Here is a 16,757-nt window from a genome sequence, read left to right as displayed (position 1 = left end):
GAACTCAAGATCATGAACGCTCCTATGAATGTCCTGTTGCCTGACGCGCTGGTGATGGTCGCCATCGTCGTCGCATGGCTGAACGACACCTTTACCGGTGCCGCTGGCCGCCGCCTGACCTATCTGATCGCGGTGGTTTCGTCGGTCGTCGCCGGCGTGTGGTTCGCCGTGCAGGCGCTGGACCCGCAGCAGTACTACTTCTTCTCGCGGATGGTCGTCGTCGACTCGTTCGCGAGCATGATGAAGGCCGTCGTGTCGATCGGCTTCGCGGTCTCGCTCGTCTATTCGCGCAAGTACCTCGAAGACCGCGACATGTTCCGCGGCGACGTGTTCCTGCTGGGCATGTTCTCGCTGCTCGGTCAGCTGGTGATGGTGTCGGGCAACAACTTCCTGACGCTGTACCTCGGCCTCGAACTGATGTCGCTGTCGCTGTACGCCGTCATCGCGCTGCGCCGCGATGCCGCGCAGTCGAGCGAAGCCGCGATGAAGTACTACGTGCTGGGCGCGCTCGCGTCGGGCTTCGTGCTGTACGGCATCTCGATGCTCTACGGCGCGACCGGCTCGCTCGAGCTGGGCGAGGTGTACAAGGCGGTCGGCGGCAACACCGACGCAGCCGTGCTGATGTTCGGCGTGGTCTTCATCGTCGCCGGTATCGCGTTCAAGCTCGGCGCCGTGCCGTTCCACATGTGGGTGCCGGACGTCTACCAGGGCGCACCGACCGCGATGACGCTGTTCGTCGGCGGCGGCCCGAAGGTTGCCGCGTTCGCGTGGGGCCTGCGCTTCCTGGTGATGGGCCTGCTGCCGCTCGCACAGAACTGGCAGACCGCGCTCGTGATCCTCGCCGCGCTGTCGCTGATCGTCGGTAACATCACCGGTATCGTCCAGCGCAACATCAAGCGGATGCTCGCGTATTCGGCGATCTCGAACATGGGCTTCGTGCTGCTCGGCCTGCTCGCCGGCATCGTGAAGGGCGACGCGGCCGCACCGGCGAACGCATACAGCTCGGCGATGTTCTACGCGATCGTCTACCTGATCACGACGCTCGGCTCGTTCGGCGTGGTGATGCTGCTCGCACGCCGTGATTTCGAAGCGGAAACGATCGACGACTTCAAGGGCCTCAACAAGCGCAGCCCGGTGTTCGCGTTCGTGATGATGGTCATGATGTTCTCGCTGGCAGGCATCCCGCCGACCGTCGGCTTCTACGCGAAGCTCGCGGTGCTCGAGGCGACCGTCAACGCGGGCCTCACGTGGCTGGCCGTGCTGGCCGTGATCACGTCGCTGTTCGGCGCGTTCTACTACCTGCGCATCGTCAAGCTGATGTACTTCGATGCACCGCAGGATACGGCTCCGGTCACCGGCGATTTCTGCAAGCGCACGATCCTCGTGCTGAACGGCCTCGCAGTCGTCGTGCTCGGCCTGATCCCGAGCCCGCTGCTGACGGCCTGCCTGCAGGCGATCCGTCACACGCTGCCGCTGTAATGTCGGCAGCCGGCTGGTTCATCGTGCTGTTGGCGCTCGTCTGCGCCAACCTGCCGTTCCTGAACCAACGCCTCTTCGCCGTCGTGCCGATCGGTGCGACGAAGAAGAACGCGTGGGTTCGGATCGGCGAGCTGATCGTGCTGTATTTCGTCGTCGGCGCGCTCGGCTTCTGGCTCGAGTCGCGCGCCGGCAACCGCTTCGAACAGGGCTGGCAGTTTTACGCGATCACGTTCAGTCTCTTTGTCGTGTTCGCGTTTCCCGGCTTCACGTTCCAGTATCTCGTCAAACGACGCTGACGGCTTCGGCCGTCGCGCTCATTCTTGGAGCCGCCGATGGCCGAACTACCCAATCACGACGCCGCACTGACCGAAACCTGCCTCGAGAGCGAGGCGATTTTCGAAGGCTCGTTCCTCAAGCTGAAGCGCGATACCGTCCGTTTGCCGGACGGCAAGCAGGCCACGCGCGAATACGTCCAGCACCCGGGCGCGGTGATGGTGATCCCGCTGTTCGACGACGGCCGCGTGCTGATGGAAAGCCAGTACCGCTATCCGATCGGCAAGGTCATGGCCGAATTCCCGGCCGGCAAGCTGGATCCGAACGAAGGCGCGCTCGCCTGCGCGGTGCGCGAACTGCGCGAGGAAACCGGCTACACGGCACGCGAATACGTGTTCCTGGCCCGGATTCACCCGATCATTTCCTATTCGACCGAATTCATCGACCTGTATCTCGCGCGCGGGCTGACGGCCGGCGAGCGCAAGCTCGACGAAGGCGAATTCCTCGAAACCTTCACGGCGACGCTGCCCGACCTGCAGGAGTGGGTGCGCACGGGCCAGATCACCGACGTGAAGACGATCATCGGCACGATGTGGCTCGACAAGGTGCTGTCCGGCACCTGGCCGCTGGGTCCGGTCGAGCAGCCCTGACGACGCGTCAGCGGCGGGTGGGGCGCCGCGTTACAATCGGGTGACGCGGCTGCCGGCCGGCCGCGCGATCCTGGTTTAGCACGATCGTTCACAAAAGCGCGTTTTGCGCTACACTCGTCACACGCCCTGATTCAGCATGAAGGTCCTCGATTTACAGTGCTCGCACGGCCATCGGTTCGAAGGCTGGTTCGCTTCCGCCGATGAGTTCGAAGCGCAGTTGTCCCGCAAGCTGGTCGAATGTCCGGTGTGCGGGACGACCGAGATCAACCGGATGCCGTCGGCGCCTCGCCTGAACCTGTCGGGCGCGACGCAGGCACAGCCGGCCGATCCGCGTGCGCTGCAGGCGCAGGTGATGCGCGCGCTGCGCGAGGTGCTGGAGAAGACCGAGAACGTGGGCGAGCGCTTCGCCGAGGAAGCGCGGCGCATCCATTACAACGAGGCGCCGGCACGCAGCATTCGTGGCGTCACGACGCCGGAGGATGCGCAATCCTTGGCTGAAGAAGGCATCGACGTGATGCCGCTGCCGATTCCTGCCGCGCTGAAAGAACCGCTGCAATGACGTATGCAGTGTGTCCTTGGCCGGGGACGGCCGCGGTCAGGAGACACTGCGCATGGATCTGGATTATTCCCCCGCCGACGACGCGTTCCGCGTCGACGTCCGCGCCTGGCTCGAGGCCAATCTGCCTCACGCACTGCGCGCCAAGGTACTCGATCACAAACGACTCGACCGCGAGGATTTCGCGAGCTGGCACCGGATTCTCGGCCAGCGCGGCTGGTCCGCGCCCGCGTGGCCGGCCGAATACGGCGGCCCGGACTGGAACGCGACGCAGCGGCACATCTGGGACGAGGAGTGTGCACGCATCGGCGCGCCGACCGTGCTGCCGTTCGGCGTGTCGATGGTCGCGCCGGTGCTGATGAAATACGGCAGCGAAGCGCAGAAGCGCCATTATCTGCCGCGCATTCTCGACGGCACCGACTGGTGGTGCCAGGGCTATTCGGAGCCGGGCTCCGGGTCGGACCTCGCATCGCTGCGCACGCGCGCCGAACGCCATGGCGATCACTACGTCGTCAACGGCCAGAAGACCTGGACGACACTCGGCCAGTACGCGGACATGATGTTCTGTCTCGTGCGCACCGATCCGGCGGCGAAGAAGCAGGAGGGCATCTCGTTCCTGCTGATCGACATGAAGACGCCCGGCATCACCGTGCGTCCGATCATCACGCTCGACGAGGATCACGAAGTCAACGAGGTGTTTTTCGAGGACGTGAAGGTGCCCGTCGAGAACCTCGTCGGCGACGAGAACCGCGGCTGGACCTACGCGAAATACCTGTTGGGCCACGAGCGCACCGGCATTGCACGCGTCGGCGCGTCGAAGCGCGAGCTCGCATTCCTGAAGCGCGTGGCGTCGAACCAGCGCAAGAACGGCAAGCCGTTGCTCGCCGATCCGGTGTTCGCCGCGAAGGTCGCGGCGCTCGAGGTCGAGCTGATGGCGCTCGAGGTGACGGTGCTGCGCGTCGTGAGCCGCGAGACGAGCGGCAAGGGGCCGGGCCCCGAGGCATCGATGCTGAAGATCAAGGGCACCGAGGTGCAGCAGGCGCTCACCGAGCTGATGTTCGAGGCGATCGGGCCGCTCGCCGCGCCGTTCGATGTCCCGTTCCTCGAGGGCGAGCGCGAACACAGCAGCGCGGGCGACGACGATGCGGCGCCGCTCGCCGCGTACTACTTCAATTACCGGAAGACGTCGATCTACGGTGGTTCGAACGAGATTCAGAAGAACATCATCGCGCAGATGATCCTGGGGCTGTGATCAGGGAACGGAGACAACCATGGATTTCAGCTTTACCGATGAGCAGCAACAGTTCGCCGACGCGCTGCGCCGTTATCTCGGCGAGCAATATGGTTTCGACGCGCGCCAGGCCATCGTGCGCAGCGAGGCGGGCGTGTCGGACGCACAATGGAGCGCATTCGCGGAGCTGGGCCTGACCGCGCTGCCCGTGCCGGACGCACAGGGCGGATTCGGCGGCGGCCCGGTCGACATGCTGGTCGCGATGCAGGAGCTCGGCCGCGCACTCGTGGTCGAGCCGTACTGGGCGACGGCGGTCGGTATCGAGGCGCTGCGCATTGCCGGGTCCGGCACGGGCGACGATGCCGCGCTGCTGGAAGCGGTCGCACAAGGGCAGAAGCGCGTCGCCGTTGCATTCCACGAACCGCAGGCGCGCTACGACCTGTACGAACTCGAAACGCACGCGCGCGAACAGGGCGGCACGTACCGGCTGACCGGCACCAAGTCGATCGTTCAGCACGGCGCACAGGCACATGCGTGGATCGTGCCCGCGCGCGTCGACGGCGGCGGTATCGGCCTGTTCGTCGTCGATCGCGATGCCGCGGGCGTGAAGCTCGTCGACTACCGGACGATCGACGGCCAGCGCGCCGCGACGATCGAGTTGCAGGAAACGCCCGCGCGGCAGCTGACGGGCGGCGCGCGCGATGCGGCCGCACTCGAGCAGATTGCCGATTACGCGACCTTCCTGCTCTGCGCGGAAGCGGTCGGCGCACTCGACGAACTGAACCGCGCGACGGTCGAATACACGAAGACGCGCGAACAGTTCGGCGTGCCGATCGCGCGCTTCCAGGCGCTGCAGCACCGGATGGTCGACATGCTGATTCACGCGGAGCAGGCGCGCTCGCTGACTTACCTGGCCGCCGTGCGTTACGCTGGCGGCGACGCCGACGCGCGGCGCAAGGCGGTGTCGGCCGCGAAGGCGCGGGTCGGCGCGGCCGCGCGCTTCGTCGGCCAGCAGGCCGTGCAACTGCACGGCGGCATGGGCGTGACCAACGAGGTCGCCGCCGCACACCTGTTCAAGCGGCTGTCGATCATCGAGACGACCCTCGGCGACACCGATCATCACCTTGCGCGCATCGCGGCCCTGCCGGATTTCGCGCAGACCGACGCGGCATGACGGCGACGCGCGAGCGCGCTACAGGAGATAGACAGTGGGTATCAGTTACGAAGATCTGGAAGTCGGCAGTACGACCGAAATCGGCCGCTATACGTTCGAACCGGACGACATCAAGGCGTTCGCGCAACGCTACGATCCGCAGCCGTTCCACCTCGACGAGGAAGCCGGCAAGGCCTCGCCGTTCGGTGGACTGGTCGCGAGCGGCTGGCATACGTGTTCGGTGTTCATGAGCCTGCTCATCAAGAAGCTGGGACCGGATTCGACCAGCATGGGCTCGCCCGGCATCGATTCGATCCGCTGGCTCAAGCCCGTGCGTGCCGGCGACACGATCACGATGTACCAGAAGGTCCACGACAAGCGCGTGTCGGCGAGCAAGCCCGATCGCGGCATCGTGTCGACGGAGTGGATCGGCCTCAACGGTGCCGGCGACATGGTGATCACCGTGCATACCAAGGTGATCTTCGGGCTGCGCCATCCGCAAGGAGCGGATGCATGACGGACGTGACATTGCCGCTGATCGCGTCGACGCAAGCGCTGCTTGAGCGGGTCGGCGCGGAACCGCTCGCGAGCGGCTGGGTCGAGATCGAGCAGCGCCGGGTCGACGGGTTCGCCGACGCGACCGGCGATCACCAGTGGATTCACGTCGATCCCGAGCGTGCGCGGCGCGAGTCGCCGTTCGGCGGCCCGATCGCGCACGGCTTCCTGACGCTGTCGCTGATTCCCGCGCTGATGACCGATGCGATGCGCTTCGAGCAGAAGATGGGCGTGAACTACGGACTGAACCGCGTGCGGTTCCTGAAGCCGGTGCCGGTCGGCGCGCGAGTGCGCGCGCTGTTCGCGGTGAAGGAAGCCGCGCAGGCCGCGCGGGGCGGCGTGCAGGTGACGTGGTCGGTGTCGATGCAGGTCGAGCGTCCGGATGCGCCGTTGCTCGTTTGTTCGGCGGAATTCATTACGCTGCACTACTTCTGACGCGCGCGGCGGCAGCGACGGATGCCGCTGCGTCGCACGGCGCGCGGTGCTTCAGTGCTTCGCGTATTGCGTCGCGCCGAACAGCATCTCGCGTGCCTTGTCGTCCTGCAGCGGCTTGCGCAGCGATGCGAGTACTTCGACGCCGCGCTGCACGGCGGCACGCGCGGCAATGGCTTCGTGCCAGCGCTTCACGTTCGGCAGTTCGTCGAGCACGATGCCCTGGTTTTGCCACGAACGCGTCCACGGGAACGTCGCAATGTCCGCGATCGTGTACGTGTCACCCGCGAGATAGGCGGATTCGCCGAGGCGCTTTTCCATCACGTTGTACAGGCGCTTCGCTTCGTTCGTGTAGCGATTGACCGCGTACTCGATCTTCTCCGGCGCATACAGCCGGAAGTGATGCGCCTGGCCGAGCATCGGGCCGACGCCGCCCATCTGGAACATCAGCCATTCGAGCGTCGCGTAGCGCGCGGCCGGCTCGGTCGGCAGGAACTTGCCGGTCTTTTCCGCCAGGTAAATGAGGATCGCGCCCGATTCGAACAGCGAGATCGGCTTGCCGCCGGGGCCGTCCGCGTCGACGATCGCGGGGATCTTGTTGTTCGGGCTGATCTTCAGGAATTCGGGCTCGAACTGGTCGCCTGCACCGATATCGACCGGATGCGCACGATACGCGAGGCCTGTTTCCTCGAGCATGATGTGTACCTTGTGGCCGTTCGGGGTCGCCCAGCTGTAGACGTCGATCATCGTCAACTCCTTTATTGCATGCGCGAAAACGGCGCCGACAGGGCGCCGCGACAGGCGGTCATTAGAGCATGGATCGATGCGGGCTGCAGGCGACGGCAACGTGCGACCACGCGCCTGCGCGCGCGTGTCGCCGAGGCGGCGGAACCGACGTTTGAGCGTTGGCCGCGCGCCGGATCAGCGCTTGTAGTGTGGCTGGCGTTTCTCGAGAAATGCGGTAATGCCTTCGAACGCGTCCGCGTGATGCAGTGACGCGACGAAGTGATCGCGCTCGGTACCGAGGTGCGCATCGAGCGGCTGCGCGGTCGCATCGTCGAGCAATGACTTGATGCGTGTCAGCGCGTTCGGCGAGATGCCGGCAAGCGAGTCGGCCCACGCGAGCGCGTCGGACAGCACGGCACCGGGCGCGGCGAGCCGGTTGACGACGCCGAGCGCATGCAGGCGTTCGGCCGCGACAGGCTTGCCCTCGAACAGGATTTCGGCGGCGAGCGCACGCGGCAGCGCACGTGCGAGGAACCACGAGCCGCCGCCGTCGGGCGTGAGGCCGACGCGTGCGTACGACATTACGAACTTCGCATCGTGCGCGGCAACGATCAGGTCGCACGCGAGCGCGAGCGAGAAGCCCGCGCCGGCCGCCGCGCCTTCGACGGCCGCGATCACGGGCTTCGTCGTTGCGCGCAGCGCCGTGATCCACGCGCCGAGCTGATCGATGCTGTCGGCCTGGCAGGACGGATCCTTCGAGCGGTTGTCGAGCAGCCGGTTCAGGTTGCCACCCGCGCAAAAGAAACGATCGGCCCCCGTGAGCACGACCGCGCGAATCGCGGGATCGCGCTCGGCGGTGGCGAGCGCTTCGACGCCGGCCGCATACATGTCGGGATGCAGCGCGTTGCGCGCGCCGGGATTGGACAGCGTGAGGACCAGCGTCGATTCGCTTTCGGGTGGACGCGAGGCCAGCAGTTCAGCACTCATGCGAGTGTGTCTCCATCGAATGGCGGGGTTGCGGCACCGCATGTTGCGCGGGCTTGCGCGCATACCCGTGAGGGTGATGCCGCAGCGGATGTATCGTTGTCTTGACGGACGCGAAACTGCCTTAGACTAGCACGAACGTGCTTTTCAGCGCGACGCATCCCGATGCGGCCGACATCACTGCGGCCGCGTTTCAGCAACGAAGGAGACTCCGATGCTACAGCTGTGCGGTATTCCGTTGTCCAACTATTACAACAAGGTGAAGTTCGTCCTGCTCGAGCATGGCATCCCGTTCGAGGAATCGGCATGCGGTCTGCCGATCAACGATCCGGCACTGCTTGCCGATTCGCCGCTCGGCAAGATTCCGTTCTTGAAGACGGAAGAGGGCGCGCTGTTCGAGTCGCAGGTGATCATCGAGTATCTGGCGGCGCGTTATCCCGACAAGGCCATTTTCCCGGCTGGGCCGTTCGCGGCCGCGAAGGTGCGCGAACTCGTCGAGACGCTCGAGCTGTATCTCGAATGGACCGCGCGCGAGGTCTATACGGAAGCGTTTTTCGGCGGCAAGGTCAGCGACGGGATGAAGGCGCACGTCGAGAAGCGCCTGCCGCGCGCGATCGATGCGTTCAAGCGGATGACGCAGTTCTCGCCGTACGTGCTCGGTGACACGTTCAGTCTTGCGGACATTGCCGCAGCGATCCATCTGCCGGTGATCGGGATGGCGACGAAGGCCGTCTTCGGCCGCGATTTCCTGCTCGATGCCGGCATCGACTGGAAGGCGCACGCGAAGCTGGTCGGCGAGCGGCCGGCCGCGCAGCGCGTGGCGGCCGATCGCAAGGCCTACGTCGGGGCGGCGAGCGCCGCGCGTTCGTAAGCGCGGTGCGGGCGCGGTGTCGTACCACGCCCGGTCGCCGAGGCAAGCCTTACAGGCGCGCGAGCCGTTCGAGTGCGGATGCGAGCGTGCTTTCCTGCTTCGCAAAGCAGAAGCGCACGACGCCCGACTCGTGCGGCTCGTGGTAGAACGCCGACACCGGAATCGCTGCCACGCCGATCTCCGACGTGAGCCACTTCGAGAATTCCGCTTCGGGCAGATCGCTGATCGCCGAATAGTCGACGCACTGGAAGTACGTGCCGGTGCACGGCAGCAGCTTGAAGCGCGTGCGCTCGAGGCCGGCGCGGAAGAAGTCGCGCTTGTTCTGGTAGAAGCCGGGCAGCGTCAGGTACGGCGCCGGATCGCGCAGGTAGTCGGCGAGCCCGATCTGCATCGGCGTGTTCACCGTGAACACGTTGAACTGATGGACCTTGCGGAACGCCGCGGTCAGCGCGGCAGGCGCCGCGACGTAGCCGACCTTCCAGCCCGTCACGTGGTAGGTCTTCCCGAAGCTCGACACGATGAAGCTGCGCGCGGCCAGGTCCGGGTAGCGCGCGGCGCTCTCGTGCCGTGCGCCGTCGTAGACCATGTGTTCGTACACTTCGTCCGACAGGATCAGCACGTTGGTGCCGCGCACGATCTCCTCGAGCCTGCGCATGTCGGCCTCGCGCCACACGGTGCCGGTCGGGTTGTGCGGCGTGTTGATCATGATCATCCGAGTCTTCGGCGTGATCGCGGCGGCCAGGCGATCGAACGGGATCGCATAGTCGGGCGCTTCCAGCGTGACGAACACGGGCTTGCCGCCGGCCAGTTCGATCGAAGGCAGATAGCTGTCATAGGTCGGTTCGACGACGATCACTTCGTCGCCGGGATGCACCGCGCACAGGATCGCCGTCAGCAGGGCCTGCGTCGCGCCGGCCGTGACCGTGATCTCGGTGGCCGGATCGTAGCGCCGGCCGTAGACCTGCGCGATCTTGTCGGCGATCGCATCGCGCAACGGCGCGACGCCGGCCATCGGCGGATACTGGTTGTGACCGTTGCGCATCGCGGCCGCGACCGCGTCGACGATGCGCGGGTCGCAGTCGAAATCCGGGAAGCCCTGGCCGAGGTTCACGGCGCCTTTCTCGGCGGCGAGCGCGCTCATGACCGTGAAGATCGTCGTGCCGACGTTCGGCAGGCGCGAGGGGAAAACGGGAGTCGTAGGCATGTCGGAAGGAGCGTTCATCGATACGGTCGCAAGCGGGTGGCGCCGGGCTCGTCAGGCCGGCGTGGTGGGGGTGGCCGACGCGGCATCGAGCGCGCAGGCTTCGGTAAATGGCGCAGGCTGTGCGATCCGGAAGCCGAAGTCGCGTGCGGTGCGCTTCGCGAGCTTGAGCAGCGCACGGTCCTTCGACACGAGCCAGTCGGCCTGCGCGGCGCGCGCGAGTTCGAGAAACTTCTGATCGTCGCGGTCCTTGCACTTCGGCAGCGGTGGCGCGTCGGCGTCGACGGGCGGCGGCTCGACGAGGCGCGTCAGGCGGGCGACGGTCGCGAGCGCTTCGGCCTTGTCGATTGCGCGCGCCTGGAACTGCGGATAGTCGAGCACGAGCTCGAGTTCGTTCAGGCAGCGGCCGTCGATCACGGCGGCCAGCGTGCCGCGTTCGAGCGCAGCCCGGATCGGGCGTGTGGCGGGGTCGTCGAATACGAGTATGTCGATCCAGACGTTCGAGTCGAGCACGACGCGATGTGCGGCATGCGGGGCGAGGGAGCGGGTCATTCGTTACAATCGGTGGTTTTCGTCTGACCGCAAGGCACGGCGTGCCAGCGAGCCTCTATGATAATCGTTCTCTCCCCAGCCAAATCTCTCGACTACGATACGCCCGCCCACGTCCCGTCTTACACGAAGCCTGCATTCGTCGACGATGCGTCGGAACTGATCGACGGCCTGCGCAAGCTGTCGCCGCAGGACATCTCGACGCTGATGGACATCTCCGATCCGCTCGCGCGGCTGAACTTCCAGCGCTACGCGGACTGGTCGCCGACCTTCACGACGGCCAATGCGAAGCAGGCGGTGCTCGCGTTCAATGGCGACGTGTACGAAGGGTTCGATGCCAAATCGCTGTCGGCCGCCGATCTCGACTATGCGCAGCAGCACGTGCGCGTGCTGTCGGGCCTGTACGGGCTGCTGCGTCCGCTCGACCTGCTGCAGCCGTACCGGCTCGAGATGGGCACCCGTTTCGCGAACGCGCGCGGCAAGGATCTGTATGCGTTCTGGGGTGACCGCATCACGCGGGCACTGAACGAGCAGCTCGAGACGCGCAGCGGCGCGGCACGTGTGCTGGTCAACTGCGCGTCGACCGAGTACTTCAAGTCGGTCAAGCCGAAACTGCTGGCCGCGCCGATCGTCACGCCGGTGTTCGAGGACTGGAAGGGCGGCCGCTACAAGATCATCAGCTTCCATGCGAAGCGCGCCCGTGGCCTGATGGCGCGCTATATCGTCGAGAATCGCATCACCGAGCCGGCGGCGCTGAAGGATTTCGCGGTGGAAGACTACGCGTTCGATGCCGCTGCGTCGAACGATTCGACTTACGTATATCGCCGGCGAATCGGCGAGTGACCAAGCCGGCCGTTCACGAGACGGCCGGTGCATGCATGAGGCCGGACACGTGGCAAACCGCCCGCTCCGGTCGCAATTGGAGAGACAGATGACCCTTTCGATCACCAGCAATTTCGACGCAGGCGCCGTCGACGTCGTGTCGTGCGACAGCCCGGACGCGATCCGGCTGCGCATACGCGGCGACAACCGCTCGGAATTCGCGCAATGGTTCTACTTTCGCCTGACGGGCGCGCGCGGCGAGCGGTGCGTGATGTCGTTCGAGAATGCAGCCGAATGCGCGTATCCGTCGGGATGGCGCAACTACAGTGCGGTCGCGAGCTACGACCGGGTCGACTGGTTCCGCGTGCCGACGACATTCGATGGCAAGACGATGACCATCGACCATACGCCCGAGTTCGACAGCATCTACTACGCGTATTTCGAGCCGTACTCGGAAGAGCGCCATGCGGCGTTCCTCGGCGCAGTTCAGCAATTGCCGCAGGCGAGCGTCGTCGAACTCGGCCGCACGGTCGAAGGCCGTCCGATGTCGCTGCTGACGCTCGGTACGCCGGAAATCGACGGGGCACCGAAGAAGAAGGTGTGGATCATCGCGCGCCAGCACCCGGGCGAGACGATGGCCGAGTGGTTCGTCGAAGGGCTCGTCAAGCGGCTGGCCGGATGGGGCGACTGGGCGGGCGATCCGGTGGCACGCAAGCTGTACGACCGCGCGACGTTCTACATCGTCCCGAACATGAATCCGGACGGCAGCGTGCACGGCAACCTGCGCACCAACGCGGCGGGCGCGAACCTGAATCGCGAGTGGATGGAGCCCGATGCCGAGCGCAGCCCCGAAGTGCTGGCCGTGCGCGATGCGATCCATGCGATCGGCTGCGACATGTTCTTCGACATTCACGGCGACGAGGATCTGCCGTACGTGTTCGTTGCGGGTTCGGAGATGCTGCCGAGCTTTACCGAGCAGCAGGGCAGGGAGCAGACCGCGTTCATCGATGCGTTCAAGGTCGCGAGCCCGGATTTCCAGACCGAGCACGGCTATGCGGCGAGCAAGTACAAGGAAGACGCGCTCAAGCTCGCGTCGAAGTACATCGGCCATCAGTTCGGCTGCCTGTCGCTGACGCTCGAGATGCCGTTCAAGGACAACGCGAACCTGCCCGACGAGCGGGTCGGCTGGAATGGCGAGCGGAGCGCGGCGCTTGGCGCTGCGATGCTGGCGGCAATCCTGGTGCACGTCGAGACGTTCGCGTAAGCGCATCGTCGTCGATATGAAAAAAGCCGGCGCGTCGCATGATGTGCCGGCTTTTTGGCTTCTGTCGTTGCCGCTCCGTCGTATCAGGACTTCTTCGCGGTTTTCTTCTTCACGACATTCTTCTGGCCGCTGGATTTTTTCGTTGCGACGGCTTTCTTGCCGGTGCGGCCGGATGCCTTGGCCTTCACCTTGCCGCGGTGCGACTTGCCGTTGAACTTCTTCGTCGACGACGACGGCCGCTCGACGCGCGGCTTCAGCGGCGGCACGGGATCGTTCCAGCTGAACGCAAGCATTTGCTGACCGACGTAGCCGCAGCGGAATTTCAGCGGTGTCGGGTCGCTGCCGTCGCTGTGGACGCCGAGGCCATCCACGGAAACGATGTTGTCGACCTTCACGCGCTGCTTGCCCTGATCGAACGAATCGTTCCACGGCGTGATCGTCGCCTTGCCGCTTTCGAACGCGTTCGGCGCGAAGTCGACGCGATCGAAGGCCGAGGACGTGCTGGCGATGAAGCTGCCGTGCGCCGCACAATCGGCGACGATCGGATCGGCATGCATCTCGTTGACGAATTTGTTGATCAGTTCTGAGCGCTGGTCGAGGAGGTCGGCGAATACCGGTGCCGGAAGCGCAAGCGACAGGCCCGCGACACAGGCCGCCAGCTTGCCGAGCGCCCGGAAAATCCGGAGCGAGGCAGGTGAGCTGTCCATCTGGTTATTGGTGAGGAGCGAATGAGGCATCGGGCACGTATAGATGCCCGATGAAGAGCAGGAGTTCAATCTTAGCGTAAAAAAGTTGTGCGGCAGTAGGCGTTGCACTCTCCCGCGCTGCGCAAACGGATCGCCGCGCGCACCGATCGCATCGGGGCCGGCGCGTTCAGGCGCGCGGGCCGCCGAGGCGATAGCGCCGAACGTCGAACGTCGTGACCCACGCCGGACGATAGACAGCGATGAGCGCGGTGGCCATGCCGGTGAACCACGCTTCGCCGAGCGCGAGCAGCGCGGTGTTCAGCAGATAGCCGGCGGGAATCACGACGGGCACGCCGTCCGCGAGCGCGAGCTGGACACCGGCCGCGGCCGCGGCGACCGAGACGATCGCGATGGCCGGTGACAGGAACCCCTGGCCGGTGATGAACGATGCGAGGTTGTGCGGGAGCCACGCGATCGCGGCGCGTTGCAGCAACGCGGACACGGCGACCGGTAGCGCGCCGTAGATCAGATAGGTGAGGCCGATGCCTTGCCACGGCGCATCGAAGACGATCGCGGCGACGGCCGTGACGGCACCCATCGCGATCAGCGCAAGCGTCCAGTCGAACAGCGTGACGAGCAGCGTCGCGCCGAGCAGGTGCATGACGATGCCGTCCTCGAGCCACGCATTCGAGGCCCAGAGCACCGTGATCGCAGTGACGAGCGCGAGCCACACGTGCTGGAGCGTTGCGTCCTGCAACCGGACGAAGGGACGATTCCAGAGCGCGAGCACGAGCAGCGCCACGGCGGCGATCCAGCCACCGATGCCAACCCAGAGCGGAAGCGGTGTGAAAAGAAAACCCATGGGTCCATATTACTCGTTGAGCATCAAAGGTGGGAATCCGCACATGTCGACCGTCGCAATATCGAGACTGTCCGATCAGCGTTCGCGCCGAAACCGCGCCCGCGGTTCGGCCGCGAGCGGCAGGTCCCGGGTGCTGGTGTTCGCGGCAGGCAGCGGGTATGGACGGTCGTTCCGTTGCTTGCGCAGGGGGACTGGGCCGCGTTCGCCGATGACGGGCTTGCTTGCACGATCACGGTTCGCCAGCAGCACCTCGAGATGCGGCGACATCCAGCCGTTGTAGATCGCGACTGCGGCAGCGCGGTTTGCCGCGCCCAGCTGCTGGAAGATGCTGGCGAGGTGGATCTTCACTGTGCCTTCGCTGATGCCGAGCGTGCGGGCGATCATCTTGTTGGTGCTGCCCATATGGACGAAGCGCATGATCTGCGCCTGTCTAGGCGACAGGAGGCTGCTTGGCGGGCGGCGCGGCAGCGATCCGGCGAGCGTCTGGAAATGGGCATCGTGACGCGCCGCGGCGGCGGAAGGCAGCAGGCTGAGCGCGATCGGCGGGATGTAATGGCCGCCCAGCAGAACCATTTCGAGCGCGCGCACGATCAGGTGCGGCCGTGTGGAGTGCGGGATCACGCCCGCGACGCCGTAGTTGTAGAAGCGCTGGATGGCCTCCGGCGTGGATTCGTCGATCAGAACCGCGGCGGGCGTCGGCGAGCAGGCGCTGCAGAGCGCCTGGAGTTCGCTGTGCCGCCCGACGTCCAGCCAGTCGATGGCAACGAGGTCGAAACGCTGGGTGCGCAGCAGCCGGCGCGCCTGGAAACCATCGGGCGCATCGTTGATGCTGGCGTGACGGTCGATCTGCCGCAGCAGGGCTTTCAGTCCGTCACGCCGTTCGGCGTCTGAGTTAAGCACCAAGAACCGCATATTCAACCTCCGTAAGGTGAGTCATTGAGCTGCCGTCGGCATGCGTTGGATCCGATAATGACAAAAACCTTACACGATGTCTGCTTGGCTGAAAGGATTAGGAAAAGTCTGAAATTTCTCGTGAGGGAAATGCGGGCGAAAAAAAAGCCGCTCCGGCGGGAACCGGGAACGGCTTCGTTGGGCAGGCTCAGCGGGCCTGCCGTGCACGATCAGTGAAAGTGCGGCTGGGCGGGCGATGCGTCTTCCGGCATTTCCGCGTGGACGATCTCGCCGAGCGGATCCGCATAGAGCGGCACGCCGCAGTCGTCGCAGTATTCGGGCTCGAAGCGGCCTGCGTGCCGGCGGACGTCGGTTACGCCGCATTCCTTCAACAGGCTCACGATCTCTTCGAGCGGCCCTTCGATCGGTGCTTCGCCTTCGAGCGTCGCGCTGTCGATCGACACGTCACCGTTCTCGCGACCGTACAGCGGCCACACGACGCCATAGATCACGTCGTTGCTGGCACGTCGCGTGAAGCCGACGCGATACTCGTCGATCCGGCGCTCGCCGAAGCCCGCGACCACCGCGCGCAGCTCTTGCGGTGCCGCACCAAGTGTGTCGAAAAGATAACGGATGGCCGTTCGGACCGTGTGCGGACGGATGCGCTCGTCCGCATCGCGGCAGGCCGAGTAGTACGCGTCCGGAAGCAGGCATTCGAACTCGCAGCCGGGCAGGGCAGCCGACAGGTTCGGGCCGCCCTGGGCGGTCCATTGCTCGAGACACTGGCCGCGTTCGATCCGGTTGCCGTGTTCTTCCTCCTGCCAGCGAAACAGCGGTGCGCCGGCCGGCGCGGCGACGACGGCGAGCAGGAAGCGCGGGTCGGCCAGGATCGGTGAGGTTTCGGGCAGGTCGCCGAAGCTGAGCTTGGCGGCGTGCTGGCCGAGCGCCGCGTGCGCGAGCTGCTGGGCGAGCCGATAGGTCTCGACGTGGTGGCGCGGCAACTGGTCGATGCTGTACAGGAACGGGGCCAGCCCGACGAGCGTGCCGGTGGCGAGCACGTGCGCCTGCAGGTGCGTGCGCAGTGCGTCGGCGACGTCGCCTTTCAGCGGGCCCGACGGAATCATGTAGCGCGTCCAGGCGAGAACGGGAACGGCGACCAGCAGCGCATCGTACGGCTGGCCGTCGTGTTCGATCACCATCGATTCGCTATGCGTCTCGGCCATGTCGGCGAGCGCGCCATAGGCGTCGGGGTGGTTCTGCTGCAGATGGTCGAGTGCTGCGTCGAGCGTGGTCTGGTTGCCGTTGCGAACAATCTTGGCGAGCAGCGCATCGAGCTTCGCTTCCCAGAAGCGATCCTCGATGCGACTGCCCGAGGCGAAGAGCGCAAGCGACAGGCCGACCAGTTTGTCGGCGTCGGGGGGGAGGCGTTTGGCGATTCGCTGGCGCATATTAAATACGTATAGAAAGAGGCGAAGAACCTCACATTCTAGTCCGTTCTTTGCGCCATAAGCGGTCTCGTGCTCCGGCATGGCCGGAAGGCCGAATCGGCGGGGGTGGAAGAAAAATCCATCG

Annotated in this window: 19 protein-coding genes; 11 read left to right on the top strand and 8 right to left on the bottom strand. The window is 65.5% G+C overall.

Going from position 1 to position 16,757, the window contains the following annotated elements:
• Positions 1-24: 24 nt before the first annotated feature.
• From nuoN to U4Y91_RS28495, 8 genes are all read left to right on the top strand, one after another.
• Positions 25-1,479: an NADH-quinone oxidoreductase subunit NuoN gene (nuoN, locus tag U4Y91_RS28530; protein ID WP_321807994.1), complete on the top strand. Its 1,455-nt coding sequence runs from the start codon at positions 25-27 to the stop codon at positions 1,477-1,479.
• The gene (locus tag U4Y91_RS28525) at positions 1,479-1,775 is read left to right on the top strand and encodes a DUF2818 family protein (protein WP_044844656.1); all 297 of its coding nucleotides are present in this window, start codon (positions 1,479-1,481) and stop codon (positions 1,773-1,775) included. Before nuoN ends, U4Y91_RS28525 begins: the two co-directional genes overlap by 1 nt.
• A gap of 36 nt (positions 1,776-1,811) precedes the next feature.
• The gene (locus tag U4Y91_RS28520) at positions 1,812-2,402 is read left to right on the top strand and encodes an NUDIX domain-containing protein (RefSeq protein ID WP_257772856.1); all 591 of its coding nucleotides are present in this window, start codon (positions 1,812-1,814) and stop codon (positions 2,400-2,402) included.
• Positions 2,403-2,538: 136 nt separating this feature from the next.
• Positions 2,539-2,961 (top strand): DUF1178 family protein, encoded by a 423-nt coding sequence (locus U4Y91_RS28515; protein WP_321807887.1) that lies wholly within the window; start codon positions 2,539-2,541, stop codon positions 2,959-2,961.
• Between the two features lie 52 nt (positions 2,962-3,013).
• Positions 3,014-4,210, top strand: coding sequence for an acyl-CoA dehydrogenase family protein (locus tag U4Y91_RS28510; RefSeq protein ID WP_044844732.1), 1,197 nt, complete (start codon positions 3,014-3,016; stop codon positions 4,208-4,210).
• Positions 4,211-4,229: 19 nt separating this feature from the next.
• A complete protein-coding gene (locus U4Y91_RS28505; RefSeq protein WP_321807886.1) occupies positions 4,230-5,363 on the top strand; it encodes an acyl-CoA dehydrogenase in 1,134 nt (377 codons plus the stop codon).
• A 34-nt stretch (positions 5,364-5,397) separates the two neighbouring features.
• Positions 5,398-5,859 carry a MaoC family dehydratase gene (locus U4Y91_RS28500; RefSeq protein ID WP_321807885.1) on the top strand — a complete coding sequence of 154 codons (462 nt, stop codon included), beginning with the start codon at positions 5,398-5,400 and terminating at the stop codon, positions 5,857-5,859.
• Positions 5,856-6,332, top strand: coding sequence for a MaoC family dehydratase (locus tag U4Y91_RS28495; protein WP_321807884.1), 477 nt, complete (start codon positions 5,856-5,858; stop codon positions 6,330-6,332). Before U4Y91_RS28500 ends, U4Y91_RS28495 begins: the two co-directional genes overlap by 4 nt.
• Positions 6,333-6,383: 51 nt before the next feature.
• On the opposite strand, the gene U4Y91_RS28490 is transcribed toward U4Y91_RS28495, so the two are convergent.
• Together U4Y91_RS28490 and U4Y91_RS28485 are read right to left on the bottom strand one after the other, a co-directional pair.
• Positions 6,384-7,076, bottom strand: coding sequence for a glutathione binding-like protein (locus U4Y91_RS28490; RefSeq protein ID WP_321807883.1), 693 nt, complete (start codon positions 7,074-7,076; stop codon positions 6,384-6,386).
• A gap of 174 nt (positions 7,077-7,250) precedes the next feature.
• Complete coding sequence (locus tag U4Y91_RS28485) at positions 7,251-8,042, bottom strand: oxepin-CoA hydrolase, alternative type (RefSeq protein WP_321807882.1); 792 nt, start codon at positions 8,040-8,042, stop codon at positions 7,251-7,253.
• A gap of 211 nt (positions 8,043-8,253) precedes the next feature.
• Between U4Y91_RS28485 and U4Y91_RS28480 the strand changes: the two genes are divergently transcribed.
• A complete protein-coding gene (locus U4Y91_RS28480) occupies positions 8,254-8,910 on the top strand; it encodes a glutathione S-transferase (RefSeq protein ID WP_321807881.1) in 657 nt (218 codons plus the stop codon).
• Positions 8,911-8,959: 49 nt separating this feature from the next.
• On the opposite strand, the gene U4Y91_RS28475 is transcribed toward U4Y91_RS28480, so the two are convergent.
• Entirely contained in the window at positions 8,960-10,132 is a 1,173-nt protein-coding gene (locus tag U4Y91_RS28475; RefSeq protein WP_321807880.1) for a pyridoxal phosphate-dependent aminotransferase, read from the bottom strand.
• Between the two features lie 33 nt (positions 10,133-10,165).
• Positions 10,166-10,663, bottom strand: coding sequence for a putative toxin-antitoxin system toxin component, PIN family (locus U4Y91_RS28470; protein WP_044844648.1), 498 nt, complete (start codon positions 10,661-10,663; stop codon positions 10,166-10,168).
• Positions 10,664-10,720: 57 nt separating this feature from the next.
• On the opposite strand from U4Y91_RS28470, the gene yaaA reads away from it, so the two are divergent.
• Together yaaA and U4Y91_RS28460 are read left to right on the top strand one after the other, a co-directional pair.
• Positions 10,721-11,503, top strand: a complete 783-nt coding sequence (gene yaaA, locus U4Y91_RS28465) for a peroxide stress protein YaaA (protein ID WP_321807879.1) — start codon at positions 10,721-10,723, stop codon at positions 11,501-11,503.
• Between the two features lie 88 nt (positions 11,504-11,591).
• Positions 11,592-12,746, top strand: a complete 1,155-nt coding sequence (locus U4Y91_RS28460; RefSeq protein WP_321807878.1) for a M14-type cytosolic carboxypeptidase — start codon at positions 11,592-11,594, stop codon at positions 12,744-12,746.
• 83 nt (positions 12,747-12,829) lie between these two features.
• On the opposite strand, the gene U4Y91_RS28455 is transcribed toward U4Y91_RS28460, so the two are convergent.
• From U4Y91_RS28455 to U4Y91_RS28440, 4 genes are all read right to left on the bottom strand, one after another.
• A complete protein-coding gene (locus U4Y91_RS28455; RefSeq protein ID WP_321807993.1) occupies positions 12,830-13,483 on the bottom strand; it encodes a BspC domain-containing protein in 654 nt (217 codons plus the stop codon).
• 136 nt (positions 13,484-13,619) lie between these two features.
• The gene (locus tag U4Y91_RS28450; protein WP_321807877.1) at positions 13,620-14,294 is read right to left on the bottom strand and encodes an energy-coupling factor ABC transporter permease; all 675 of its coding nucleotides are present in this window, start codon (positions 14,292-14,294) and stop codon (positions 13,620-13,622) included.
• Between the two features lie 75 nt (positions 14,295-14,369).
• Positions 14,370-15,206 carry a response regulator transcription factor gene (locus U4Y91_RS28445; RefSeq protein ID WP_321807876.1) on the bottom strand — a complete coding sequence of 279 codons (837 nt, stop codon included), beginning with the start codon at positions 15,204-15,206 and terminating at the stop codon, positions 14,370-14,372.
• A gap of 209 nt (positions 15,207-15,415) precedes the next feature.
• On the bottom strand, positions 15,416-16,633 hold the full coding sequence (locus tag U4Y91_RS28440) for a DUF2863 family protein (protein WP_044844642.1): 1,218 nt from the start codon (positions 16,631-16,633) through the stop codon (positions 15,416-15,418).
• Positions 16,634-16,757 lie beyond the last annotated feature (124 nt).

This window comes from Burkholderia sp. BCC1993 (assembly GCF_905339865.1).
GTDB lineage: Bacteria > Pseudomonadota > Gammaproteobacteria > Burkholderiales > Burkholderiaceae > Burkholderia.
Note: the sequence above shows the minus strand (reverse complement) of the source record. Positions and strands in the feature narration are given on the sequence as shown.